15 protein-coding genes and 1 pseudogene are annotated in these 24,746 nt (G+C 70.8%); 11 read left to right on the top strand and 5 right to left on the bottom strand.

The features are described 5' to 3' along the window. The first annotated feature begins 92 nt into the window (after positions 1–92). From AB0D49_RS05060 to AB0D49_RS05100, 9 genes and pseudogenes are all read left to right on the top strand, one after another. Positions 93–3,815, top strand: coding sequence for a ThuA domain-containing protein (locus AB0D49_RS05060; protein WP_362750918.1), 3,723 nt, complete (start codon positions 93–95; stop codon positions 3,813–3,815). 741 nt (positions 3,816–4,556) lie between these two features. Next, positions 4,557–5,861 (top strand): inositol-3-phosphate synthase, encoded by a 1,305-nt coding sequence (locus AB0D49_RS05065; RefSeq protein WP_362750921.1) that lies wholly within the window; start codon positions 4,557–4,559, stop codon positions 5,859–5,861. A gap of 560 nt (positions 5,862–6,421) precedes the next feature. Beyond that, positions 6,422–7,399, top strand: a complete 978-nt coding sequence (locus AB0D49_RS05070) for an SCO3242 family prenyltransferase (protein WP_362752035.1) — start codon at positions 6,422–6,424, stop codon at positions 7,397–7,399. Positions 7,400–8,214: 815 nt separating this feature from the next. Then, positions 8,215–9,069: pseudogene (locus AB0D49_RS05075) on the top strand (sugar phosphate isomerase/epimerase family protein); the annotation flags it as partial. Then, entirely contained in the window at positions 9,066–9,740 is a 675-nt protein-coding gene (locus tag AB0D49_RS05080; protein WP_362750924.1) for an EboA domain-containing protein, read from the top strand. The pseudogene AB0D49_RS05075 and the gene AB0D49_RS05080, both read left to right, overlap by 4 nt. Further along, complete coding sequence (locus AB0D49_RS05085) at positions 9,740–10,588, top strand: TatD family hydrolase (RefSeq protein WP_362750927.1); 849 nt, start codon at positions 9,740–9,742, stop codon at positions 10,586–10,588. The genes AB0D49_RS05080 and AB0D49_RS05085 overlap by 1 nt, the downstream gene beginning before the upstream one ends. Positions 10,589–10,591: 3 nt before the next feature. Then, entirely contained in the window at positions 10,592–11,761 is a 1,170-nt protein-coding gene (gene eboE, locus AB0D49_RS05090) for a metabolite traffic protein EboE (RefSeq protein ID WP_362750930.1), read from the top strand. A 59-nt stretch (positions 11,762–11,820) separates the two neighbouring features. Then, positions 11,821–13,227 (top strand): nucleotide pyrophosphatase/phosphodiesterase family protein, encoded by a 1,407-nt coding sequence (locus AB0D49_RS05095; protein WP_362752037.1) that lies wholly within the window; start codon positions 11,821–11,823, stop codon positions 13,225–13,227. 123 nt (positions 13,228–13,350) lie between these two features. Next, positions 13,351–14,394 (top strand): sugar phosphate isomerase/epimerase, encoded by a 1,044-nt coding sequence (locus AB0D49_RS05100; protein WP_362750933.1) that lies wholly within the window; start codon positions 13,351–13,353, stop codon positions 14,392–14,394. A 100-nt stretch (positions 14,395–14,494) separates the two neighbouring features. Here AB0D49_RS05100 and AB0D49_RS05105 read toward each other — a convergent pair whose 3' ends face one another. The 5 genes from AB0D49_RS05105 to AB0D49_RS05125 all read right to left on the bottom strand — a co-directional run bounded on the left by AB0D49_RS05105 (position 14,495) and on the right by AB0D49_RS05125 (position 22,323). Further along, on the bottom strand, positions 14,495–15,709 hold the full coding sequence (locus tag AB0D49_RS05105) for an OFA family MFS transporter (RefSeq protein WP_362750936.1): 1,215 nt from the start codon (positions 15,707–15,709) through the stop codon (positions 14,495–14,497). A 1-nt stretch (position 15,710) separates the two neighbouring features. Next, positions 15,711–17,096, bottom strand: coding sequence for an OFA family MFS transporter (locus tag AB0D49_RS05110; protein ID WP_362750939.1), 1,386 nt, complete (start codon positions 17,094–17,096; stop codon positions 15,711–15,713). Between the two features lie 141 nt (positions 17,097–17,237). Further along, positions 17,238–19,382, bottom strand: a complete 2,145-nt coding sequence (locus tag AB0D49_RS05115) for an acetate--CoA ligase family protein (protein ID WP_362750942.1) — start codon at positions 19,380–19,382, stop codon at positions 17,238–17,240. A 4-nt stretch (positions 19,383–19,386) separates the two neighbouring features. Next, entirely contained in the window at positions 19,387–20,619 is a 1,233-nt protein-coding gene (gene frc / locus AB0D49_RS05120) for a formyl-CoA transferase (protein ID WP_362750945.1), read from the bottom strand. 9 nt (positions 20,620–20,628) lie between these two features. After that, a complete protein-coding gene (locus AB0D49_RS05125) occupies positions 20,629–22,323 on the bottom strand; it encodes a thiamine pyrophosphate-binding protein (protein WP_362750948.1) in 1,695 nt (564 codons plus the stop codon). 142 nt (positions 22,324–22,465) lie between these two features. Between AB0D49_RS05125 and sucC the strand changes: the two genes are divergently transcribed. Both sucC and sucD read left to right on the top strand, forming a co-directional pair. Continuing rightward, entirely contained in the window at positions 22,466–23,596 is a 1,131-nt protein-coding gene (sucC, locus tag AB0D49_RS05130) for an ADP-forming succinate--CoA ligase subunit beta (RefSeq protein WP_362750951.1), read from the top strand. 11 nt (positions 23,597–23,607) lie between these two features. Beyond that, complete coding sequence (gene sucD, locus AB0D49_RS05135; protein WP_362750954.1) at positions 23,608–24,492, top strand: succinate--CoA ligase subunit alpha; 885 nt, start codon at positions 23,608–23,610, stop codon at positions 24,490–24,492. Positions 24,493–24,746: the final 254 nt, after the last annotated feature.

Raw genomic sequence — 24,746 nt, forward strand, 5'->3', positions numbered from 1 at the left:
ACAGACCTCCGGGGTGACGGCGCACCCCGGCGCCCGCACCGCACCACCTACGCACACCCCGTACGGCCCACCCCCGTTCCCGGAGGGACTTCGTGCACAGAACCAGACTCAGAAGTACCGACACCCCCAGACGCCCCCGACTCCGCACCGCCGTCGCCCTGTTCACCGGCCTGCTGCTGGCCGTGGGCACCCCGGCGACCGTGGCCGGCGCCCATCCCGGGCACCCGGAGCACGAGGACGACGCGGCCGTCTCCCAGGACCAGTTCCAGCAGGTCCCGCTCGCCAAGGGCGAGCCGGAGATGGGCGAGCCGATGTCGCTCGCCGTCCTCCCGGACCGCAGTGTCCTGCACACCTCGCGGGACGGCACCCTGCGCCTGACCGACCAGTCCGGCGTCACCAAGGTGGCCGGCAAGATCCCCGTCTACACCCATGACGAGGAGGGCCTCCAGGGCGTCGGCATCGACCCCGACTTCGCCACCAACCGGGCGATCTACCTGTACTACGCCCCGCCCCTGGACACCCCCGCCGGGGACGCCCCGGAGACCGGCACCGCCGCCGACTTCGCCAAGTTCGACGGCGTCAACCGGCTCTCCCGGTTCGTCCTGAACGGCAACGGCACCCTGGACCTCGCCAGCGAGAAGAAGGTCCTCGACGTCAAGGCGTCCCGCGGCATCTGCTGCCACGTCGGCGGCGACATCGACTTCGACGCGGACGGCAACCTGTACCTGTCGACCGGCGACGACACCAACCCCTTCGCCTCCGACGGCTACACCCCGATCGACGACCGGGCCAACCGCAACCCGGCCTTCGACGCCCGCCGCAGCTCCGGCAACACCAACGATCTGCGCGGCAAGATCCTGCGCATCAAGGTCGCCGCGGACGGCTCGTACACCGTCCCCGAGGGCAACCTCTTCGCGCCCGGCACGGACAAGACCCGTCCCGAGATCTACGCGATGGGCTTCCGCAACCCGTTCCGGATGAGCGTCGACGAGCAGACCGGCATCGTCTACGTCGGTGACTACGGCCCCGACGCGGGCTCCGCCAACCCGAACCGCGGCCCGGCCGGCATGGTCGAGTTCGCCAAGGTCACCAAGGCCGCCAACTTCGGCTGGCCGTTCTGCGTCGGCAACAACGAGCCCTACGTCGACTACGACTTCGGCACCGGCACCTCCGGCGCCAAGTTCGACTGCGCGGCCCCGAAGAACGACTCGCCGCACAACACCGGCCTGGTCGACCTGCCGCCCGCGCAGGCCGCCTGGATCCCGTACGACGGCGGGTCCGTGCCCGAGTTCGGCAGCGGCTCCGAGTCCCCGATGGCCGGACCGGTCTACCGCTACGACCCGAACCTCGAATCCAGCGTGAAGTTCCCCGAGGCGTACGACGGCGACTTCTTCGCCGGTGAGTTCGGCCGCCGCTGGATCAAGCGGATCGAGCAGAACACCGACGGCTCCGTCGCCTCGATCAACAGCTTCCCGTGGACCGGCACCCAGATCATGGACATGGACTTCGGTCCCGACGGTGCCCTCTACGTCCTCGACTACGGTGTCTCCTGGTTCCAGGGCGACGAGCACTCCGCCCTCTACCGCATCGAGTACGCCCAGGACGGCTTCTCGCCGCTCGCCGAGGCGCGCGCCGACAAGACCTCCGGCGCCGCCGGACTCAAGGTCTCCTTCACCGGCTCCGCCACCGACGCCGACTCGCCCGACCTCACCTACGGCTGGGACTTCGGCGACGGCACCAAGGGCGAGGGCCTCAACCCCACCCACAAGTACAAGAAGGTCGGCACCTACACCGCGACCTTCACCGCCACCGACCCCGAGGGCAACACCGGCAACGCCAGCGTCCGGATCGTGGTCGGCAACACCGAACCCAAGGTCCGCATCGACATCCCGGGCAACGGCACCCTCGCCGAGTTCGGCAAGCCCGTCCCCTTCAAGGTGACGGTCACCGACCCCGAGGAGACCGTCGACTGCTCCAAGGTCAAGGTCGTCTACAGCCTCGGCCACGACTCCCACGCCCACGAGCTGACCAGCGAGATGGGCTGCACCGGAACCCTCAAGCCGCCCCCCGGTGACGGCGGCCACGACCCCAACGCCAACATCTACGGCGTGGTCGGCGCCAGCTACACCGACGGCGGCGCGAACGGCCAGGAGGCGCTGACCGGCACCGCCCGGACCGTGCTCCAGCCGCTGCACCGCCAGGCCGAGCACTTCACCGCCCAGTCCGGCATCCGCACCTACGACAAGCCGACCGCCAACGGCGGCAAGACCGTCGGCGACATCGACGACGGCGACTGGATCTCCTTCTCCCCCTACCGGTTCGACGGCCAGAAGAAGCTGACCGTACGGGCCTCCTCCGGCGGCGCCGGCGGCTTCATCGAGCTGCGCACCGGTTCGCCCGAGGGTCCGCTGCACGGCTCGGCGTACATCCCGCCGACCGGCAGCTGGGAGACCTTCCAGAACGTCGACGTACCGCTGCGGGCGCTGCCCAAGGCCACCTCGGAGATCTTCCTCGTCTTCCGCGGCGGCGCGGGCGCGCTGTACGACGTGGACGACTTCGAGTTCTCCAAGGAGCCGTTCAAGGGCGGCAAGAAGGTCCTGGTCTTCTCCAAGACCGCCGGTTTCCGCCATGACTCCATCCCGGCGGGCATCGCGGCCCTGAAGGAACTGGGCGCCCCGGCCGGCATCACGGTCACCGCCACCGAGGAGGCCAGGCAGTTCACCACGGCCAACCTCGCCAAGTACGACGCCGTGGCCTTCCTGTCCACCACCGGTGACGTCCTCAACGCCGAGCAGCAGGCGGCGTTCGAGAACTTCGTCAAGAACGGCGGCGGCTACATGGGCATCCACGCCGCCGCCGACACCGAGTACAGCTGGGAGTTCTACGGCGGCCTCGTCGGCGCCTACTTCGACTCGCACCCGGCCATCCAGAAGGCCACCGTCCGCGTCGAGGACCACGACCACCCGGCCACCGGGCACCTGGGCGAGACCTGGGAGCGCACCGACGAGTGGTACAACTACCGGACCAACCCGCGCGAGCAGGCCAAGGTCCTCGCCACCCTGGACGAGACCACCTACCAGGGCGGCAACATGAAGGGCGACCACCCGATCGCCTGGTGCCAGAGCTACGGCGGCGGCCGGTCCTTCTACACGGGCGGCGGCCACACCAAGGAGTCGTACGCCGAGGAAGCCTTCCGCGCACATCTGCTGGGCGGGATGCAGTACGCCACCGGTCAGGTCAAGGCCGACTGCAAGCCCAGCACGGACTACCGGAAGATCTTCAACGGCCAGACCCTGAACGGGTGGAAGCAGGCCGGTCCCGGCAAGTTCACCGTCAGCAACGGCACGCTGGTCTCCGAGGGCGGCATGGGTCTGCTCTGGTACCAGGCCAAGGAGCTGAAGTCGTACTCCCTCAAGCTGGACTGGAAGATGCGGGGCGACGACAACTCCGGGATCTTCGTGGGCTTCCCGGCCTCCGACGACCCCTGGTCCGCCGTGACCAAGGGCTACGAGATCCAGATCGACGCGACGGACGCGCCCGACCGCACCACCGGCTCGGTCTACTCCTTCAAGTCGGCCAACATCAAGGCCCGCGACCAGGTTCTGCGGCCCCCCGGGCAGTGGAACTCCTACGAGATCAAGGTCCAGGGCGAACGCCTCCAGGTGTTCCTCAACGGAGTCAAGATCAATGACTTCACCAACAAGGACCCGCAGCGCAGCCTGACCGACGGCTACATCGGCCTCCAGAACCATGGCGCCGCCGACCAGGTCTCCTTCCGCAACATCCAGCTGAAGGAACTGCCCGCGGGCGGGTAACCGATACGGCGGTGGGCGGGGGACGCCGGACCCCCGCCCACCGTCCCCCTCTCCTTCCGCGCCGGGGGGCGCCGGGGGGCTCCCGGGGGGTCCAGTGGTCCCTAGGGGCCATCGGGCCTCGGGGGTTCACCGGGTCCCAGGGGTTCACCGGGTCCTCGGTCGATCGGGTCCTAGGGGTCCGTCGGGTCCTAGGGGTTCACGGGGTCCCAGGGGCCATCGGGCCTCAGGGGTCCGTCGGATCCCAGGGGTCCGTCGGATCCCAGGGGTTCACCGGGTCCCACGGGCCATCGGGCCCCAGGGGTCATCGGGTCACAAGGGTCCATGAGGCCCTAGGGGTTCACCGGGTCCCAAGGGTCCATAAGGTCCCCAGGGGTTGACCGGGCCCAAGGGCTCACCGGCCACGGGGGCCCACCGGGCCTCACGGGCTCACCGGTCCTCACGGGCCCACCGGTCCTCACGGGCTCACCGGCCCCAGGGGTTCTCCGGGCCCCAGGGGTTCTCCGGGTCCCGAGGGTGTTTTCAGCCCTGATGTTCTCTTCAGCCCTGAGGGTCCCTCGATCCCTGAGGGTCCATCGAGCCCCAAAGTTCATCGAGGTCCAAAGGGTCCATCGGGGCCCAAAGGGTCTCCCGAGTCCTAAAGGGTCTCTTGAGCCCCAAGGCTCTGTCAGGTCCCATGGCTCCATCAGGTCCCACGGGCTCTATCGGGCCCCACGGGGTTCGCGTACGACAAGGAGGCTGCCCATGTCCGCGTCCCTCTCCCGACCGCGTGTCGGAGTCTGGCTGATCGGAGCCCGGGGCTCCGTCGCCACCACCGTCGTCACGGGGTGCGCCGCGATCACCGCGGGACTGCACCCGCCGACCGGCATGGTGACCGAGACCCCCGCCTTCACCGAGAGCGGCCTGCCCGCCCTGTCCGACCTGGTCTTCGGCGGCCATGACACCATCGACTGCCCCCTCCCCAAACGCGCCGAGACCCTCACCGCGGGCGGTGTCCTGCCCCCCGGCCTGACCACCGCGGTCGCCGCGGAACTCGCCGCCGCCGACGCCGAGATCCGCCCCGGCGGCCCCACCCCCGGCGACACCCGCACCGAGGCCGAGCTGATCGCCGCCTTCGCCGGGGACATCCGCGACTTCGTACGCCGCCATGAGCTGGCGCGGGCGGTCGTGGTGAACGTGGCCTCCACCGAACCCGCGTCCACCGACGGCTCCCTCGCCCCCAGCACGCTGTACGCCCTCGCCGCCCTGCGCGCGGGCTGCCCCTACATCAACTTCACCCCCTCCGAGGGACTGCACCACCCGGTCGCGCTGCGAGCGGCGATCGAGAGCGGGCTGCCGTACGCCGGGCGGGACGGCAAGACCGGCCAGACCCTGCTCCGCTCCGTCCTCGGCCCGATGTTCGCCCAGCGCGCGCTGCATGTGCGCGCCTGGTCCGGGGCGAATCTGCTCGGCGGCGGGGACGGCGCTGCCCTCGCCGACCCGGCCGCCGCCGCGGCCAAGAACGCCGGCAAGGAACGCGTCCTCGCCGACACGCTCGGCACCGCCCCCGAGGGCGAGGTCCACATCGACGACGTCCCCGCGCTCGGCGACTGGAAGACCGCCTGGGACCACATCGCCTTCGACGGCTTCCTCGGCACCCGGATGGTCATGCAGACCATCTGGCAGGGCTGCGACTCGGCGCTGGCCGCTCCGCTGGTGCTGGACCTGGCCCGGCTGACCGCCCGCGCCCACGAGGCGGGCCTCACCGGTCCGCTGTCCGAACTGGGCTTCTACTTCAAGGACCCGGTGGGCGACGGCCCGGCGGCCCTCGGCGACCAGTACGGGGCGCTGGTGGGGTTGGCGGCGCGGTTGCGGGGCGTCGCCGGGGCGGGCGGTTCGTCCGGGGTGACGGGAGGGGGTGGAGCGCCCGAGACGCCCGGGGTGGCCGACACGTCCGGGGTGGCTGGCGAGGCCGGTGTCTCGAGGGCGTCCGGCACGTCCGAGGCGTCCACGGCGTCCGGTGAGTCGAGTGTGTCCCGTGGGGTCGTCGGCGCCGGGGAGTCCTCATGAGGCTGCGGGCGCTGACCGCCGGGCTCGCCGTGCTGGTGCCGGTGGGGCTGGGTGTGCTGGCCGCCGCGCGGCTGGGGCCCGGGAAGGGGGACGGGGGGGCTGCGGGGCCGGAGCGTCCGGCGGGTACGCCGGGTGAGCCGGGTACGTCGGGTGCGTTGAGTGTGCCCGGTGCGCCGGGTACGTCGGACACGTCCCGTGAGGCTGGTCCGGCAGGTCCGGCCGACGCGCCGGACACGGCACCACGGACGTCGCCGTCCATGTCCCCGCCCGCATCCCCGCCTGCGTCCCCTCTCGCATCCCCACCCACAACCCCACCCACAACCCCCTCCGCGCCGCCGACCCGTGCGCCCCGCTCGCGTCCGTCCCGGAAGGCGCCCGGCGGCGACGGTCTCGCCGGACTGCGGCGCCGCGTCCCGGACAAGGGCGGCTGGGGGCAGGACGACGACCTCGACGAGCCCGGCACGGGACTCGACGCCCCGTTCGCCGGGGACGTCCCCGACGCCCCCGCACCCGCCCTCCCGCTAGGGGAACGCCTCCACGCCTGGGCCGAACTCCTCCGGCTGCCCGCCCTGTTCACCGTCCCCGGCGACGCCCTCGCCGGTGTCGCCGCCACCGGGGCCCGGCCCACCTCACGCACCCTCCTCGCCATCGGCTCCTCCCTCTGTCTCTACGAGGCCGGAATGGCCCTCAACGACTGGGCCGACCACGCCGAGGACGCCGCCGAACGCCCCCACCGCCCCCTGCCCTCCGGACGCATCCGCCCCGCCGCCGCGCTCACCGCGGCCGGTGTCCTCACCGCGGCCGGACTCGCCCTCGCCGCCCGCGCCGGACGCCCCGCCCTCACCGTCGCCGCCCCGCTCGCGGCCACCGTCTGGGCCTACGACCTCGGTCTGAAACGCACCCCGGCCGGCCCCGTAGCCATGGCCGCCGCCCGCGCCCTGGACCTGCTGCTCGGCGCGGCGGCCACCACCGGCCGCCCCCGCGCGGCCCTCCCCTCCGCCGCGCTCCTCGGCACCCACACCCTCGCCGTCACCACCGTCTCCCGCAACGAGACCCAGGGCGGTGCCCCCCTCGTCCCCCTCACCGCCCTCGCGACCACCGCCCTGCTGACCCACCTCACCACCCGACCCCCGGCAGGTCCCGGCGTAGCAGCCACCCGGGGCCTGCCGGGCACCACCACCGGGCGTACGGTCCCACTCGGCGCCCTGGCCTCCGGCGCCAGCACCGGGCCTACGGGCCCACTCGGTGCCCTGGCATCCACCGGGCCGACGGGCTCACCCCGCGCCCTGCCGCCCGGCACCACCCTGCGCACCGCCCTCGCCCTCCTCTACGCCGCCACGGCCGCCCGCCCCTACTTCCACGCCGCCCTCAACCCCTCACCCCCGCTCACCCAACGGGCCGTCGGCGGTGGCATCCGCGCCACCGTCCCGCTCCAGGCCGCCCTGTGCGCCCGCTCCGGCGCCCCCGTCACCGCGCTGGCCATCGCCGCGCTGGGCCCCCTCGCGGCCCGCTTCGCGAAGAAGGTGAGCGTCACATGACCCCCGAGCCGCGGAATCGCGCTGAGCCCCACGGTCACTCCGAGCCGGGGAACCGCTCGCTGCTGCGGGGTGACCTTGAGCCGCAGGGCCGCCCCGAGCAGCAGCGCCGCTCTGAGCCGCAGGGCCGCTCTGAGTCGAGGGCAGGCTCTGAGCTGCAAGGTCGTTCTGAGCTGCACGTCCGCCCTCAGCCTGAGGGCCGTTCTGAGCGGCAGGGTCTCCTTGAGCCGCACGGTCACTCGGAGCCGGGGAGTCGCTCGGTGCTGCGGGGTGGCCTTGAGTCGCAGGGCCGCCCCGGGCCACAGGGCCGATCTGAGTCGCAGGGCCGCCCCGAGCCGCAGGGCCGCTCTGAGTCGAGGGCAGGCTCTGAGCTGCGAGGTCGTTCTGAGCTGCGCGTCCGCTCTCAGCCTGAGGGCCGTTCTGAGCGGCAGGGTCTCCTTGAGCCGCACGGTCACTCGGAGCCGGGGAGTCGCTCGGTGCTGCGGGGTGGCCTTGAGCCGCAGGGTCGCCCCGGGCCGCAGGGCCGATCTGAGCCGCAGGGCCGCCCCGGGCCGCAGCGCCGTCCTGAGCGACACGTCCGCCCCCAGCCGCAGGGCCGTCCCCAGCCGCAGCCTCGCCCTGAGCCCCACGGTCACTCCGAGCCGGGGAACCGCCCTGCGCGGCGGGCCAGCACCGAGCCGCAGACACGCCCTGAGCCGCAGCGCACCCCCGAGCCCCACAACAACCCCCAGCCAAAGAACCGCCCCGAGCCCCACCGCCCCCCCTCGCCCGCCCCCGCACCCCATCCCACCCCCACCCCCACCCCCGCCGAAGGCGGCCTCCGCTTCGGCTACGGCACCAACGGCCTCGCCGACCTCCGCCTGGACGACGCCCTGCACCTGCTCGCCGACCTCGGCTACGACGGACTCGGCCTCACCCTCGACCACATGCACCTCGACCCGTTCGCCCCGGACATCGCCGCCCGCACTCGCCGCACCGCCGAACTCCTGGACAAACTGGGCCTGGAGGTCACCGTCGAGACCGGTGCCCGCTATGTCCTCGACCCGCGCCGCAAGCACGGCCCGTCCCTGCTCGACCCGGACTCCGAGGACCGCGCCCGCCGGGTGGACCTGCTGCTGCGGGCGGTGTCCATCGCCGCCGAACTCGGCGCCCACGCCGTGCACTGCTTCAGCGGCACCCTCCCGTCCGGCACCGACCCCGACACCGCCTGGGCGCGGCTCGCCGACACCCTCACCCCCGTCCTGGACGCCGCGACCACCGCCGGCATCCCCCTCGCCGTCGAACCCGAACCAGGTCACCTCCTCGCCACCCTCGCCGACTTCCACCGGCTGCGCCGCGCGCTCGGCGACCCCGAGCACCTCGGCCTCACCCTGGACATCGGCCACTGCCAGTGCCTGGAGCCGCTCCCGCCCGCCGACTGCGTCCGTGCCGCCGGACCCTGGCTGCGCCATGTGCAGATCGAGGACATGTGCCGCGGCGTCCATGAGCACCTTCCGCTGGGCGAGGGCGAGATCGACTTCCCCGAGGTCCTCACCGCCCTCGCCGCCACCGGCTACCAGGGACTGACCGTCGTGGAACTGCCCCGCCACTCCCACGCGGGCCCCCACTACGCCGAACTCTCCCTCCCGTTCCTCCGCCATGCCGCGCCTTCCCCACAAGGGAGCCCCCGATGAACCACCGCAGCAGCCTGGACACCGCACCCACCGGCATCCCCCTGGGCGACCTGCGCACCCGTCTGACCACCCGGCTCGACGAGGACGCCGCCGCCTGGCTGGACCACGCCCTGGAGGAGGCCGCCGCCCACCCCGGCAGTCATGGCCCGATCTCCGTCTGGGAACTGCGCCTCGCCGAGGCCGGCCGCCGCTGCGGCCCCGACCACGCCGACGCCGCCCGGGTACTGATCCTGCACGCCGCCCGCGCCGACGCCGCCGCCCTCACCCGGGTCTACTCCCAGGGCACCGGCGCCGAACGCCGCGCCGTGCTGCACGCCCTCACCCATCTCGTCCCGGGCCCGGAAGCCCTCCCCTTGGTCGAGGACGCCCTGCGCACCAACGACACCACCCTCGTGGCCGCCGCTCTCGGCCCCTACGGGGCGACCCATCTCACCGCCCACGCCTGGCGCCACGCGGTACTGAAGTGCCTGTTCACCGGTGTGCCCGTCGCCGACATCACGGACCTCGCCCCGCGCGCCGCCGGGGACGACGAACTGGCCCGGATGCTCGCCGATTTCGCCGCCGAACGCACCGCGGCCGGCCGGGACGTCCCCAAGGACCTGCACCGGGTGCTGGCCCTGACCACGACCAGCCGGCGGAGCACGGCCGACCCCCACGGCAAGGAGTCCTGATGCGCATCTTCGATCCCCACATCCACATGACCTCCAGGACCACCGACGACTACGAGGCCATGTACGCGGCGGGCGTACGCGCCGTCGTAGAACCCGCCTTCTGGCTCGGCCAGCCCCGCACCTCGCCCGCCAGCTTCCTCGACTACTTCGACTCCCTCCTCGGCTGGGAACCCTTCCGCGCCGCCCAGTACGGCATCGCCCACCACTGCACCATCGCCCTCAATCCCAAGGAGGCCAACGACCCCCGCTGCCTGCCCGTCCTGGACGCGCTGCCCCGCTATCTCGTCAAGGACCAGGTCGTCGCCGTCGGTGAGATCGGCTACGACTCCATGACCCCCGCCGAGGACACCGCCCTGTCCACCCAGCTCCAGCTCGCCGCCGACCACGGCCTGCCCGCCCTGGTGCACACCCCGCACCGCGACAAGCTCACCGGGCTGCGCCGCACCATCGACGTGGTCCGCGAGTCCGCGCTGCCCCTGGAGCGGGTCCTGATCGACCACCTCAACGAGACCACCGTCAAGGAGGCCAAGGACAGCGGCTGCTGGCTCGGTTTCTCCGTCTATCCCGACACCAAGATGGACGAGGCCCGGATGGTCGCCGTCCTGCGCGAGTACGGCCCCGAGCAGGTGCTCGTCAACTCCGCCGCCGACTGGGGCCGCAGCGACCCCCTGAAGACCCGCAAGGTCGCCGACCTGATGCTGGCCGAGGGCTTCTCCGACGACGATGTCGACCTGGTGCTGTGGCGCAACCCGGTCGCCTTCTACGGACTGAGCGGCCGGCTGAGCCTCGACGTCACCGCCACCGACGCCACCCACGAGGGCAACTCCATCCTGCGCGGCGGGGAGTGAGCGATGCGCTTCCGCCACCCCGACGGCTCCACCGTGCACCTCGCCTACTGCACCAATGTCCACCCCGCCGAGACCTTCGACGGTGTCCTCGCCCAGCTCCGTGACCACTGTGAACCCGTCCGCCGCCGCCTCGGCCGCGACCGCCTCGGCATCGGACTGTGGCTCGCCAAGGACGCCGCCGGAACCCTCGTCTCCGACCCCTCCGCGCTGCGCACCCTGCGCACCGAACTCGACCAGCGCGGCCTGGAGGTCGTCACCCTCAACGGCTTCCCCTATGAGGGCTTCGGCGCCGAGGAGGTCAAGTACCGCGTCTACCAGCCCGACTGGGCCGACCCCGAGCGGCTGGAGTACACCACCGCCCTCGCCCGGCTCCTCGCCGGACTGCTGCCCGACGACGTCACCGAGGGCAGCATCTCCACCCTGCCGCTGGCCTGGCGCACCGCCGCCGACCCGCACCGCCTCGACACCGCCCGCACCGCCCTGCTCACCCTCGCCGAACGCCTCGACGCCCTTGAGGAACTCACCGGCCGCTCCCTGCGCATCGGCCTGGAACCGGAACCCGGCTGTGTCGTCGAGACCACCGCCGACGCCCTCGCCCCGCTCACCGCCATCGGCCACCCCCGTGTCGGCGTCTGTGTCGACACCTGCCATCTCGCCACCTCCTTCGAAGATCCGCACACCGCCCTGGACGCCCTCACCGCCCATGGCGTCCCCGTCGTCAAATCCCAGCTGTCCGCCGCCCTGCACGCCGAACAGCCCCACCTCCCCGAGGTCCGCGAGGCGCTCGCCGCCTTCGACGAACCCCGCTTCCTGCACCAGACCCGCACCGCCACCGCCGCCGGACTGCGCGGTACCGACGACCTCGGCGAAGCCCTGAGCGGCGACCACCTTCCCGACGCCGCCCCCTGGCGCTCCCACTTCCACGTCCCCCTGCACGCCGCCCCCGCGGCGCCCCTCACCTCCACTCTCCCCGTCCTGCGCACCACGCTGGCCCGGCTGGTCGGCGGGCCCGTCCCGCTCACCCGCCATCTGGAGGTCGAGACCTACACCTGGCAGGCCCTCCCGCCCGAGCTGCGGCCCCGCGCCCGCAACCAGCTCGCCGACGGCATCGCCGCCGAACTCACCCTCGCCCGCGACCTGCTGACCGACCTCGGACTCAAGGAGCTGCCGTGACCCCGCCCCCGGAACCCCCGGCCACCACCGGGGACAGCGGCCCCACCCCGCTCCTCGTCATGGACGTCGTCGGTCTCACCCCCCGGCTGCTCGACCACATGCCCCACCTCAAGGCCCTCGGCCGGTCCGGCTCCCACGCCCCGCTCGGCACCGTCCTGCCCGCCGTCACCTGCGCCGCCCAGTCCACCTTCCTCACCGGCACCATGCCGTCCGAGCACGGCATCGTCGGCAACGGCTGGTACTTCCGCGAACTCGGCGACGTCCTGCTCTGGCGCCAGCACAACGGTCTGGTCTCCGGCGACAAACTCTGGGACGCCGCCCGCCGCGCCCACCCCGGCTACACCGTCGCCAACATCTGCTGGTGGTACGCCATGGGCGCGGACACCGACTTCACCGTGACCCCCCGTCCCGTCTACTACGCCGACGGCCGCAAGGAACCCGACTGCTACACCCGGCCCCCCGCCCTGCACGACGAACTCACCGCGAAACTGGGCACCTTCCCCCTGTTCAACTTCTGGGGCCCCGGCGCCGATCTGGTCTCCAGCCGCTGGATCATCGACGCCACCCGCCACATCATGGCCACCCGCCACCCCGACCTCACCCTGTGCTACCTCCCGCACCTCGACTACGACCTCCAGCGCTACGGCCCCGACGACCCCCGCTCCCTCAAGGCCGCCGCCGACCTCGACACGGCCCTGGCCCCCCTCCTGGACGACGCCCGCGCCGAAGGCCGAACCGTCGTCGTCCTGTCCGAGTACGGCATCACTCCCGTCAGCCGGCCCGTGGACATCAACCGCGCCCTGCGCCGCGCCGGACTGCTGGAAGTGCACACCCAGGACGGCATGGAGTACCTGGACACGATGGCCTCCCGCGCCTTCGCGGTCGCCGACCACCAGATCGCCCATGTCTATGTCCGCCGCCCCGAGGACCTCGACGCGACCCGCGCCGCCCTCGCCGGGCTGCCCGGCATCGAGCAGCTCCTGGACGACGAGGGCAAGAAGACCCACCAGCTGGACCATCCGCGCGCCGGAGAACTCGTGGCCGTCGCGGAACCCGACGCCTGGTTCACGTACTACTACTGGCTCGACGACGCCCGCGCGCCCGACTTCGCGCAGCTCGTGGAGATCCACCGCAAACCCGGCTACGACCCGGTCGAGCTGTTCATGGACCCCCTCGACCCCTATGTCAAGGTCAAGGCCGCGACCGCGCTGGCCCGCAAGAAGCTCGGCATGCGCTACCGCATGGCGGTCGTGCCTCTGGATCCCTCACCTATTCGCGGCAGCCATGGCCGCCTGCCCCTGAGCGACGACGACGGTCCGCTCATCATCTGCTCCACCCCCCGCGCTGTCGGAGACCGCGTAGCGGCCACCGATGTCAAGTCACTCCTGCTCCATCTCGCCGGCCTCGGCCGGCCCGTCGGACCCGGCGATCCGACTCTTCCCTCAGTAGTGAGTTCTTCTCCCTGACGACCACGAGTCATCAGTGCGCATCAGCGCTCATCACTGGTTCTCACTGATCCTCACAGCTTCTCACTGGTCATCAGTGAAGCACTCACCACTGACAACGCCCTGCGATCACAAGGAGTTCCCATGAGCCGCACGCCTCGCACCAGCAAGGCGCACGACCCCGAACTGTCCCACCGTCTCAGCAGAAGAGGCATGCTCGGTGTGGCCGCGGGCGCCACCGCCGCCGCTCTCGTCGGCGCCAGCGCCACCCCGGCGCTGGCCGCCCCCGACCAGCGCGGCGGCCGAGGCCGTCCCGTGCTGCCCCCCGGCCGACTCGGCATCCAGCTCTACAGCCTCCGCGACAAGATCTCCACCCTCGGCTTCGCCCCCGTCTTCGCCGAGCTGGAGCGCTACGGCTACGACGAGATCGAGCTGGCCGGCTACTCCCAGGGCGCGGCGGGCCCGATCACCCTCGCCCAGCTCAAGCGGCTGGCGAAGGACCACGGCCTCAACCCGATCGGCAGCCACGTCGGCTACTACTCCAACGACCCCAACGCCTACACCTTCGCCCAGAACCTCACCAAGGTCCTGGACGACGCCCAGGCCCTCGGCCTCAAGCACATCGGCACCGCCTCCGGCCCGTTCCGCTACGGCAACACCGTCGACGCCTGGAAGCGCGCCGCCGCCGAGTTCAACACCTACGGCGCCGCCGCCCGCAAGCGCGGCATGAAGTTCTACCAGCACAACCATTCCGAGGAGTTCTCCTTCGCCAGCGACAACCCCAAGGTCCGGCTCTACGACGTGCTGCTCGCCGAGACCGACCCCGACCTCGTCTACCTGGAGATGGACATCTACTGGGCGTTCGTCGGCCAGCACCGCTTCTCCAAGCGCCCCGACGGCACCCCGGCCCCGTTCGACCCGGTGCGGTACGTCCTCAAGCAGCCCGACCGCTACCCGCTGTTCCACGTCAAGGACGGCGACTACGACCCGTCGACCGCCTACGGCTACAGCATGACCGACGTCGGCGACGGCGACATCGACTACCAGAAGTTCATCTCCGCCGTCACCCGCCTGCGCGGCCAGCGCCCCTACCACCACTGGCAGGCCGAGCACGACAACCCGGGCGACTCGTTCCGCTTCGCCCGCCGCTCCAGCGAGCACCTGCACTCGCTGCGCGAGAAGTGCTGACCCCCACGGCCTAGCCCGCACGGCACAAGCCGCACAGGAAGGAGGCCCTCCCCGGTCAAGGGGAGGGCCTCCTTCCATCAGGCGGCGGGACCGGCCGGCTTCAGCCCGTCGGCTGCGGCTGCGGTCCGCCCGGCGCGCCCCGGCCACCGGGTGTGCCGTGCCCCGGCTGGCGCAGCAGCAGCGCGATGGCCGCGGCGACCATCGACAGCCCCCCGGCCAGCGCGTACGCGCCGTAGTAGCCCCACGCGGCGACGGCCATGGAGCCGAGGCCGCCGCCGAACAGGCCGCTGATCAGCTTGCCGCTGTACACCAGGCCGTAGTTCGTGGCGTTGTAGTTCTCACCGAAGTAATCCGGGGTGAGCGCGGCGAACAGCGGATAGAACGCGCCGCCGCCGAACCCGGACAGGAAGGCGAACGCCAGGAACAGCCACTCGCTGCGCAGATGACCGGCCCAGATCACACCGAACTGGGCCAGGCCCAGGACGACGACCACGAACACCAGGGTGGACTTGCGGCCCCAGCGGTCGGAGAGCCAGCCCACCACGCCCCGGCCGACGCCGTTGACGACCGCCATGACCCCCATGGAGGAGGCGGCCACCAGGGGGCCGAAACCGACCTCCTTGGCGAAGTCGACCTGGAAGGAGATCCCGAAGATCGACACCCCGGCCGTCAGCACCACGGAGATCCACATCAGGGGCAGCATCCCGGTGCGGATCGCCTCCATCGGCGTGTACTGCCGGACCGCCGGGGGATTCCTGGCGAACGCCGTGCCGGACGTCCGGGCGGCGGCCGGGTCGGGGACGGCGACCTCCGCGGGCCACCAGTTCTTCGGCGGGTCCTTGAAGAAGAATGCGCAGCCCGCGACCACGATCATGATGTAGAGCCCGATCAGATCGAGGACCCGGTGATAGTTCGCGGTGTCGAACCCGTAGTTGAAGATGAAGATGAACGGCAGTGATCCGTACGCGAATCCTCCGTTGACGAACCCGGTGCGGGCGCCGCGTCGTTCGGGGAACCATGTGCCGACCATGTTGATGCAGGTGGCGTAGATCAGGCCGGCGCCGATTCCACCGACGACCCCGAAACCGAGGATCGCCAGCAGGACATCACTGAGGTGGGACAGGGCCAGAAATCCGAGCAGACACATACCGGAACCGACATACATGGCCTGGCGGGAATGGCCGAGGATGTCACGGTCGGTCTCACCGATGCGGTAGAGCCGGCCACACGAGTCGGTCACCTCGCGATAGGGACGGTGTGCGGCGTCGGACGGTGCGGACGTGCTGTTCCTTGCTGCGTACGGATCTGCCGTCATGTCACGCGGTTTCCTCGCCGAGCGGTTGCGGGTTGGGAGTGATGCGCTTCTCGTGGTCGCGCCCCGGTGGTTTCAGGAACAGGGCCATGCATCCGGCGAACAGTGAGATGGAACCGGCCAGGATGAAGGCACCGGAGTGGCCCCAGGCGCCGACGACCACGGCACCCATGCCCGCGCCGAGACCGGAGACCAGCTTGGCGCTGTAGACCATGCCGTAGTTGGACGCGTTGTTGTTCTCACCGAAGTAGTCCGCGGTGAGCGCGGCGAACATGGGGAAGATGGCGCCGCCGCCGAATCCGGAGATCGAGGAGAAGACCAGGAACAGCGGAAGGTTCTTGATCTCGGCCGACCAGAGGATTCCGTACTGGGACAGGCCCAGGATGACGCAGACGACCAGCAGGCAGCGCTTGCGGCCGTACAGGTCGGACAGCCAGCCGATGACACCGCGGCCGGTGCCGTTGACGATCGCCTTCAGCGACATGGCCGTGGCCACGATGCCGCCCGCGAATCCGGCTTCCTCACCGATGTCGACCTGGAAGGCGATACCGAAGATGTTCACCCCGGATGTGCAGGCCAGACAGAACCACATCAGGGCGACCCGGCCGGTCTTCCACGCCTCCTTCGGGGAGTACTGGTGCACCGCGGGCGGGTTCATCCGCAGGGAACGGGCCGCGCGGGGGTCCTTCGGCGGGTTCAGCGGGTCGATGTCGGCGGGCCACCAGTTCTTCGGCGGGTCCCGGAAGAAATAGCCCGAGAAGGCGACCACACCGGCGAGGAAGACCCCCACACTGACCAGCACCCAGCGGAAGTTCGTCAGATCCATATAGCCGGTGAAGAGGAACACGAAGGGCACCGAACCATAGGCGAAACCGCCGTTGACGAATCCCGTCTTGCCGCCCTTCCGCTCCGGATACCACTTGCCCACCATGTTGACGCAGGTGGCGTACACCATGCCCGCGCCCATGCCGCTGAACATGCCGAATCCGATATAGGCGACGATCACATGTGGCGCGAAGGCCAGTGAGAGATAACCGAGCAGCGTGCCGGTGGCGCCGAGCATCATCGCCCAGCGGGCCGGCAGTCTGCCGCTCTCCCGCAGCTTGCCCGCGGGGAAGGCCACCGCCGCCTGGAAGAAGATCCAGACGGTCATCATCCAGAAGATGTGCAGGCTGTTCCAGTGGTGCGCGATGTGCAGCGTGTCCTCGGCCGACGCGAACGCGTACTCGGCCGAGGAGATGCCCATCATGCCGATCCACGGCAGGATGACCATCCACTTGCGCTTGCGTCCCATGATGTCGATGTCGGACTCGCCGACCCGGTAGACGCGTCCGTTCCGGTCGGTCACCTCGCGGTACGAGGCCACCTGTGGCACGTCGGTGGTAGTCACAATGGTTTGCACCCCTAGCGTCGAAAGTTCTGGCCAGCGCCCCCTGTCCATGCCTTTCGGCCTTTCGCGTGCCTGCCCGTGCGCTCACGGGCCCTGGGGCCGGCCGGCGCCTACGACCCGGCCGGCCCCCGCTCCCTCACCTCATGAACCGCCCCCCAACAGACCCGCCGCCCGCGCCCAGCGGTACTTGGCGCCCAGCACGGCAACCGGCCGCTCGGTCGTGTACGGATACGCCACGACACCCCGCTCGAAGAGGTACTGGCACGCCTCCTCGACCTCGACATCGCCCGCCAGGGAGGCCACGACGGGCTTCTCTATGCCCCGCTCCCGGAAGTCGGCCACCACACGGGCGGTGAGTTCCGCGAAGACCATGGGCGGGGTCACGATGGTGTGCCAGTAGCCGAGCACCAGCGCGTGGATCCGCGGGTCCTCAAGACCGAGCCGGATCGTCGCCTCGTACGTCGACGGCGGCTCGCCCCCGGTGATGTCCACCGGGTTGCCCGCCGCCCCGAAGGGCGGGATGAACGTCCGGAAGGCCGCGTCCAGGTCCTCCGGGATCTCCATCAGGGTCAGCCCGTTGTCAGTCACCGCGTCGGAGAGCAGCACACCGCTGCCGCCCGCCCCGGTGATGATCACGACGTTGTCGCCCCGGGGCGCCGGAAGCACCGGCAGCGCACGGGCGTACTCCAGCATGTCGTGCAGACCGGGCGCCCTGATGACCCCGGCCTGGCGCAGGATGTCGTCGTACACGGCGTCGTCGCCCGCGAGGGCCCCGGTGTGTGAACCGGCCGCCTTGGCACCGGCCGCCGTACGGCCCGCCTTGAGGACCACGACCGGCTTCTTGGGGACGGTCTCCCGCGCGGCCTGCACGAAGGCGCGGCCGTCCTTGAGGTCCTCCAGGTGCATGGCGATGCACTCGGTGTGGGGGTCCTCACCGAACCAGGTCAGCAGGTCGTCCTCGTCCAGGTCCGACTTGTTGCCCAGGCCCACGATCGCCGACACGCCGGTCTTGGTGGTGCGGGCGAAGCCCAGGATGGCCATGCCGATGCCGCCCGACTGCGAGGTCAGCGCGACCCCGCCCTTGACGTCGTAGGGCGTGCAGAAGGTGGCGCACAGGTCCTGCCAGGTCGAGTAGTAGCCGTAGATGTTCGGCCCCAGCAGCCGGACGCCGTGCCGCTCGGCGATGGCCACGATCTCGTCCTGGAGCGCGTGCTCCCCGGTCTCGGCGAACCCGGAGGGGATCAGTACGGCGTTGGGGATCTTCTTGCGCCCGACCTCCTCCAGCGCCGCCGCCACGAACTTGGCGGGAATGGCGAACACGGCCACATCCACCTCACCGGGAACGTCCGTCACACTCTTGTACGCCTTGCGGCCGAGGATGTCATCGGACTTGGGGTTCACCGGGTGGATCTCGCCCGCGAAACCGCCGTCGACCAGGTTGCGCATGACCGAGTTGCCGATCTTGCCCCGCTCGTTCGACGCGCCGATGACGGCCACCGAGGACGGCTGCATGAGGCGCCGCATCGACGTGAGGATCTCCTCGCGCGTGTACCGCCTCCGCGCTGTGACCGGCGTGTCGCTGAGGATGACCCGGATGTCCGCGGCGACGGCCCCCTCCGGAGTGGCGATCACCGGGTTGAGGTCCACCTCGGCGATCTCCGGGAAGTCCGTGACCAGTTCGGAGACCCGGCGGATCTGCTCGGCCATGGCCCACCGGTCCACGGCCGGGGCGCCGCGCACCCCGTGCAGGATCTCGGCCGACCGGATCGAGTCCAGCATCGAGAGTGCCTCGTCGCCACTGACCGGGGCCAGCCGGAACGTCACGTCCTTGAGGACCTCGACGAGGACCCCGCCCAGCCCGAACGCCACGACCTTGCCGAACGTCGGGTCGGTGACCGCGCCGACGATCACCTCCTGCCCCTTCGGCAGCAGCTCCTGCACCTGCACGCCCTCGATCCGGGCGTCCGCGTCGTACGCGCGCGCGTTGTCCACGATCCGGTGGAACGCGGCCCTGACGTCCGCCGCGCCCGCCACGCCGACGACGACACCGCCGGCGTCGGTCTTGTGCAGGATGTCCGGGGAGACGATCTTCATGACGACCGGTCCGTCGAACCGCGCGGCGTACGCCACGGCCTCGTCGACGTCCGTCGCCAACTCCTCGCCCGGTACGGCGATGGCGTACGCGTCGGCGATCACCTTGCCCTCGGGTGCCGTCAGCGCGGTCCGTCCTTCGGCCCGCACCGCGTCGAGGAGCGTGCGCACCCTCAGCACCCGGTCTTCCGCCATCACGTCAGATCACTCCGTTCGACTTGAGCAGGCGCAGTTCCTCGTCACCGAGGCCCAGTTCACCGATGTAGACCGCCTCGTTGTGCTCGCCGAGCAGCGGGGAGCCGACCACGTCGACGGGGGAGTCGGACAGCTTCAGCGGGCTGCCGACGGTGATGTACTCGCCGCGCTCCGGGTGCGGGACCCTGACCACCATCTCGTTGGTGGCCAGTGAGGCGTCCTCGATGATCTCCCGGGTGGACAGGATCGGCCCGCACGGCACGTTGCGCGCGTTGAGCTGCTCCAACACGTCCCACTTGGGGAGCGTGGAGGTCCACTCCTCGATCAGCTGGAACATCTTGCCGAGCTTGGGCAGCCGGGCCTCCGGCGTCGCCCACTCGGGGTCGTCGGCCAGCTCGGGCCGCCCGATCAGCTCGGTGATGGGCGCCCAGCCGACCGGCTGGACGATCACATACACATAGTCGTTGGGGCCGCCGGGCGCGCACCGGACCGCCCAGCCGGGCTGGCCCCCGCCGGACGCGTTCCCGGAGCGGGGAACCTCGTCGCCGAAGTCCTCGTTGGGATATTCACGGAGCGGTCCATGGGCCAGGCGCTGCTGGTCGCGCAGCTTCACCCGGCAGAGGTTGAGCACAGCGTGCTGCATGGCCACATTGACCCGCTGTCCGCGCCCGGTGTGCTCCCGCTGGTAGAGCGCCGCGAGGATGCCCGCCACGGCGTGCACACCGGTCCCGGAGTCCCCGATCTGGGCCCCCGTCGCCAGCGGCGGCCCGTCCTCGAACCCGGTGGTCGACATCGACCCGCCCATCGCCTGAGCGACGACCTCGTACGCCTTGAAGTTGGTGTACGGGCCCTCGCCGAACCCCTTGATGGAGGCATAGACGATCCGTGGATTGATCTCCTGGATGCGGTCCCAGGTGAAGCCCATCCGGTCGACCGCGCCCGGTCCGAAGTTCTCGACCATGACATCGGAGCGCCGGATCAGCTCGGTGAGGATCTCCTTGCCGCGTTCGGTCTTGGTGTTGAGGGTGATGCTGCGCTTGTTGCTGTTGAGCATGGTGAAGTAGAGCGAGTCCACATCGGGCAGATCACGCAACTGCTTGCGCGTGATGTCGCCCGACGGGGCCTCCAGCTTGACCACGTCCGCGCCGAGCCAGGCGAGCAGCTGGGTCGCGGAGGGCCCGGACTGGACATGGGTCATGTCCAGGACGCGGATGCCTTCGAGTGCCTTGGCGGTCACCGGATCACCTCACTTGTACATGGTCTGGTTCATGGTTCCGGGGGCGTACGCGTCCGGGTCGACCCAGACGTTGATCAGCGACGGCTTGCCGGACTCACGGGCGCGGCGCAGCGCCGGGCCGATGTCGGCCGGGTCGCGGACCTCCTCGCCGTACCCGCCGAGCAGCTGGGCGAACTTGTCGTAGTGGACGTCGCCGAGGGTGTTGCCGACCCGCTCGCGCTCCTTGCCGTACTTGGCGGCCTGGCCGTAGCGGATCTGGTTCATGGAGGAGTTGTTGCCGACGATGCCGACGAAGGGGAGGTCGTAGCGGACCAGCGTCTCGAAGTCCCAGCCGGTCAGGGAGAAGGCGCCGTCGCCGAAGAGCGCGACGACCTCCTTGTCAGGCCGGGCCTGCTTGGCGGCGAGGACGAAGGGGATGCCGACCCCGAGCGTGCCGAGCGGGCCCGGGTCCATCCAGTGGCCGGGTGACTTGGGCTGGACGACCTGACCGGAGAAGGTGACGATGTCGCCGCCGTCGCCGATGTAGATGGAGTCCTCGGTGAGGAAGTCGTTGATCTCGCTGACCAGCCGGTAGGGGTGGATGGGTGAGGCGTCCGAGCGCAGGCTGGGCAGCCGCTTCTCCAGGGCGGTCTGCTCGGCGGCGCGCAGCTCGTCCAGCCACTCCTTGCGCCGGGAGGCACCGCCGTCGACCCGCCCGGTGGCGGCCTCGGTGACGGACTTCAGCACCAGTCCGGCGTCCCCGACGATGCCGAGGTCGATGTCGCGGTTCTTGCCGACGGTCCGGTAGTCCAGGTCGATCTGGACGACGGTGGCCTCGGCGGAGAGCCGCTTGCCGTAGCCCATCCGGAAGTCGAAGGGGGTGCCGACGATGACGATGACATCGGCGTGGGAGAAGGCGTAGCGGCGGGAGAGCTGGAAGTGGTGCGGGTCGCCGGGCGGCAGGGTGCCTCGGCCGGCGCCGTTCATGTAGGCGGGGATGTTCAGGGAGCGGACCAGTTCGATGGCGGACTCGGTGCCCCGGGTGGTCCACACCTGGCTGCCGAGCAGGATGGCCGGCTTCTCGGCGTGCACCAGCAGATCGGCGAGCTTCTCGATGGCCTCGGGGTCACCGGCCGAGCGGGTCGAGGCCCGGTAGGCGCCGGCCTGCGGAACGCGTGCCTTGGCGGCCGGGACCTTGGCGTCCAGGACATCGCGCGGGATCTCCAGGAAGGAGGGTCCTGGGGCGCCGTGGTAGCACTCGCGAAACGCCATCGACACCATGTCGGCGGCACGGGCGGTGTCCGGCACGGTCGCCGCGAACTTGGTGATCGGGTTCATCATGTCGACGTGCGGAAGGTCCTGGAGGGACCCCATCTTGTGCTGGGTGAGCGCGCCCTGGCCGCCGATGAGCAGCATCGGGGACTCGGCGCGGAAGGCGTTGGCGACACCGGTGACGGCGTCCGTGGTGCCGGGGCCCGCGGTGACCACCGCACAGCCGGGCTTGCCGGTGATCCGTGCGTAGCCGTCGGCGGCGTGCGCGGCGACCTGCTCATGGCGGACGTCGACGACCTCGATGCCTTCGTCGACGCAGCCGTCGTAGATGTCGATGATGTGGCCGCCGCACAGGGTGTAGATGACCTCCACACCTTCCGCCTTGAGGGCCTTGGCGACGAGGTGCCCACCCGAGATGAGCTGCTCGTTCTGGTCGCGGCTGTCGTCAGGCATGGCGAAGTCCTGTCCCTTCGTAGGGGGTTGGAGCGGTCTCGCGGTACATTGCATACAGTCGACGAATACTGTATGAAGTTGTTATCCCGCATCCGGTGGGTGGTGTCCAGGGGGCGTGCGGCACTTTCAGTCAGGAGCCGAGATGGACCTGTACGAACACCAGGCAAGGGAACTCTTCGAGGAGTACGGCATCTTGGTGCCGCGGGCCGAGGTCACCGACTCGGCCAAGGAAGCCCGTGAGATCGCCCGCCGACTCGGCGGCAGGGTCGTGGTGAAGGCCCAGGTCAAGACGGGTGGACGCGGCAAAGCGGGCGGAGTCAAACTCGCCGCCGACCCGGCCGCGACAGAGCTGACGGCCCGTCAGATCCTCGGTATGGACATCAAGGGCCACACGGTCGCCAAGGTGATGCTGGCCCAACCCGTCGACATCGAGACCGAGTACTACGTCTCCTATGTCCTTGATCGCGCCGCAGGTCAGTTCCTGGCCATCGCCTCGGCCGAGGGCGGGATGGACATCGAGGAGGTCGCCGCAACTCGGCCGGAAGCGGTGGCCCGCATTCCGATCGACCCTTCCACCGGGGTCACTTCCGCCAAGGCGGGCGAGATCGCCCAGGCCGCCGGACTGCCACCGCAGACGGTGGACGTCCTGGTGCGCCTGTGGGAGGTGCTGATCCGCGAGGACGCGCTGCTCGTCGAGGTCAACCCGCTGGTGCGCACCGCGCAGGGCCAGATCCTCGCCCTCGACGGCAAGGTCACCCTGGACGACAACGCGAGCTTCCGCCAGGCCCGCTGGGGCGAGGAGGCCACCGAGCACGACGACCCGCTGGAGGCCGTCGCCGCCGAACGCGGCCTCAACTACGTCAAGCTCGACGGCCAGGTCGGCATCATCGGCAACGGCGCCGGACTGGTCATGTCCACCCTCGACGTGGTCGCCGGCTGCGGCGCCAGGCCCGCCAACTTCCTCGACATCGGCGGCGGCGCCTCCGCGCAGATCATGGCCGACGGACTGTCCGTCATCCTCTCCGACCCGGACGTCACGTCCGTCTTCGTCAATGTCTTCGGCGGCATCACCGCCTGCGACGCCGTCGCCGACGGCATCGTCCAGGCCCTGGACACCGTCACCCTCACCAAACCACTCGTCGTCCGCCTCGACGGCAACAACGCCGTCCGGGGCCGCACCATCCTCGACACCTACGCACACCCGTTGGTCCGCCAGTCGTCCACCATGGACGACGCCGCCCGCACCGCCGCCGAACTCGCCCACGCCGCCTGAGGAGCCGGGACATGGCCATCTACCTCACCAAGGAGAGCAAGGTCCTCGTCCAGGGCATGACCGGCGGCGAGGGCATGAAGCACACCCGCCGGATGCTCGCCGCGGGCACCGATGTCGTCGGCGGGGTCAACCCGCGCAAGGCCGGTCGCAGCGTCGACTTCGACGACCGCGCGGTCCCGGTCTTCGGCACCGTCCACGACGGCATGGAGGCCACCGGCGCCGACGTCACCGTCGTCTTCGTGCCGCCCGCCTTCGCCAAGGCCGCCGTCACCGAGGCCGCCGACGCCGGGATCGCCCTCGCCGTCGTCATCACCGAGGGCATCCCCGTCCATGACTCCGTCGCCTTCACCGCGTACGCCCGCCGGCGCGGCACCCGGATCGTCGGACCCAACTGCCCCGGTCTGATCACCCCCGGCCAGGCCAACGCCGGGATCATCCCCGCCGACATCACCAAGCCCGGCCGGATCGGCCTGGTCTCCAAGTCCGGCACCCTCACCTACCAGCTGATGTACGAGCTGCGTGACATCGGCTTCTCCACCTGCGTCGGCATCGGTGGCGACCCCGTCGTCGGCACCACCCACATCGACTGCCTCGCCGCCTTCCAGGACGACCCCGACACCGAGCTGATCGTCCTCATCGGCGAGATCGGCGGCGACGCCGAGGAACGCGCCGCCGCCTACATCCGCGAGCATGTCACCAAGCCCGTCGTCGGCTACATCGCCGGGTTCACCGCCCCCGAGGGCAAGACCATGGGCCACGCCGGAGCGATCGTCTCCGGTTCCTCCGGCACCGCGAGCGCCAAGAAGGACGCCCTGGAAGCGGTCGGTGTCCGGGTCGGGAACACCCCGACCGAGACCGCGCGGCTGGTCGTCGCCGCGCTGGAGCACACGGGATGACCCACCCTGGAGGTACGGGACGACCCTCTCCCGTCACATGAGGTCATCAGCGTCGAACAAAGGGTGACCCCCACAAAGGGTGCCCCATGTAGACGGTGCCCCATGTGAAGGGTGCCCCATACAAAGGGTGACCCGCCCAGCCCTCCCCGTGCGCGGCGGTGCGCGCCGTGCACGGGCCCGTTCCCGCCGGAACCGGCCGACTTCCCGGCCACCACTCCCCGGCCCCGGCCCTGGCCCCGGCTCCGACGCCCGGA

The organism is Streptomyces sp. NPDC048290 (genome assembly GCF_040652095.1).
Taxonomy (GTDB): domain Bacteria; phylum Actinomycetota; class Actinomycetes; order Streptomycetales; family Streptomycetaceae; genus Streptomyces.

Bases quoted from the DNA above. Each gene is read 5' to 3' on its own strand.
- AB0D49_RS05125 (WP_362750948.1), bottom strand. From the start codon at position 22,323: ATGCCTGACGACAGCCGCGACCAGAACGAGCAGCTCATCTCGGGTGGG.
- AB0D49_RS05080 (WP_362750924.1), top strand. From the start codon at position 9,066: ATGAACCACCGCAGCAGCCTGGACACCGCACCCACCGGCATCCCCCTG.
- eboE (WP_362750930.1), top strand. From the start codon at position 10,592: ATGCGCTTCCGCCACCCCGACGGCTCCACCGTGCACCTCGCCTACTGC.
- AB0D49_RS05085 (WP_362750927.1), top strand. From the start codon at position 9,740: ATGCGCATCTTCGATCCCCACATCCACATGACCTCCAGGACCACCGAC.
- AB0D49_RS05105 (WP_362750936.1), bottom strand. From the start codon at position 15,709: ATGACGGCAGATCCGTACGCAGCAAGGAACAGCACGTCCGCACCGTCC.
- sucD (WP_362750954.1), top strand. From the start codon at position 23,608: ATGGCCATCTACCTCACCAAGGAGAGCAAGGTCCTCGTCCAGGGCATG.
- AB0D49_RS05095 (WP_362752037.1), top strand. From the start codon at position 11,821: ATGGACGTCGTCGGTCTCACCCCCCGGCTGCTCGACCACATGCCCCAC.
- AB0D49_RS05115 (WP_362750942.1), bottom strand. From the start codon at position 19,382: ATGGCGGAAGACCGGGTGCTGAGGGTGCGCACGCTCCTCGACGCGGTG.
- AB0D49_RS05065 (WP_362750921.1), top strand. From the start codon at position 4,557: ATGTCCGCGTCCCTCTCCCGACCGCGTGTCGGAGTCTGGCTGATCGGA.
- AB0D49_RS05100 (WP_362750933.1), top strand. From the start codon at position 13,351: ATGAGCCGCACGCCTCGCACCAGCAAGGCGCACGACCCCGAACTGTCC.
- sucC (WP_362750951.1), top strand. From the start codon at position 22,466: ATGGACCTGTACGAACACCAGGCAAGGGAACTCTTCGAGGAGTACGGC.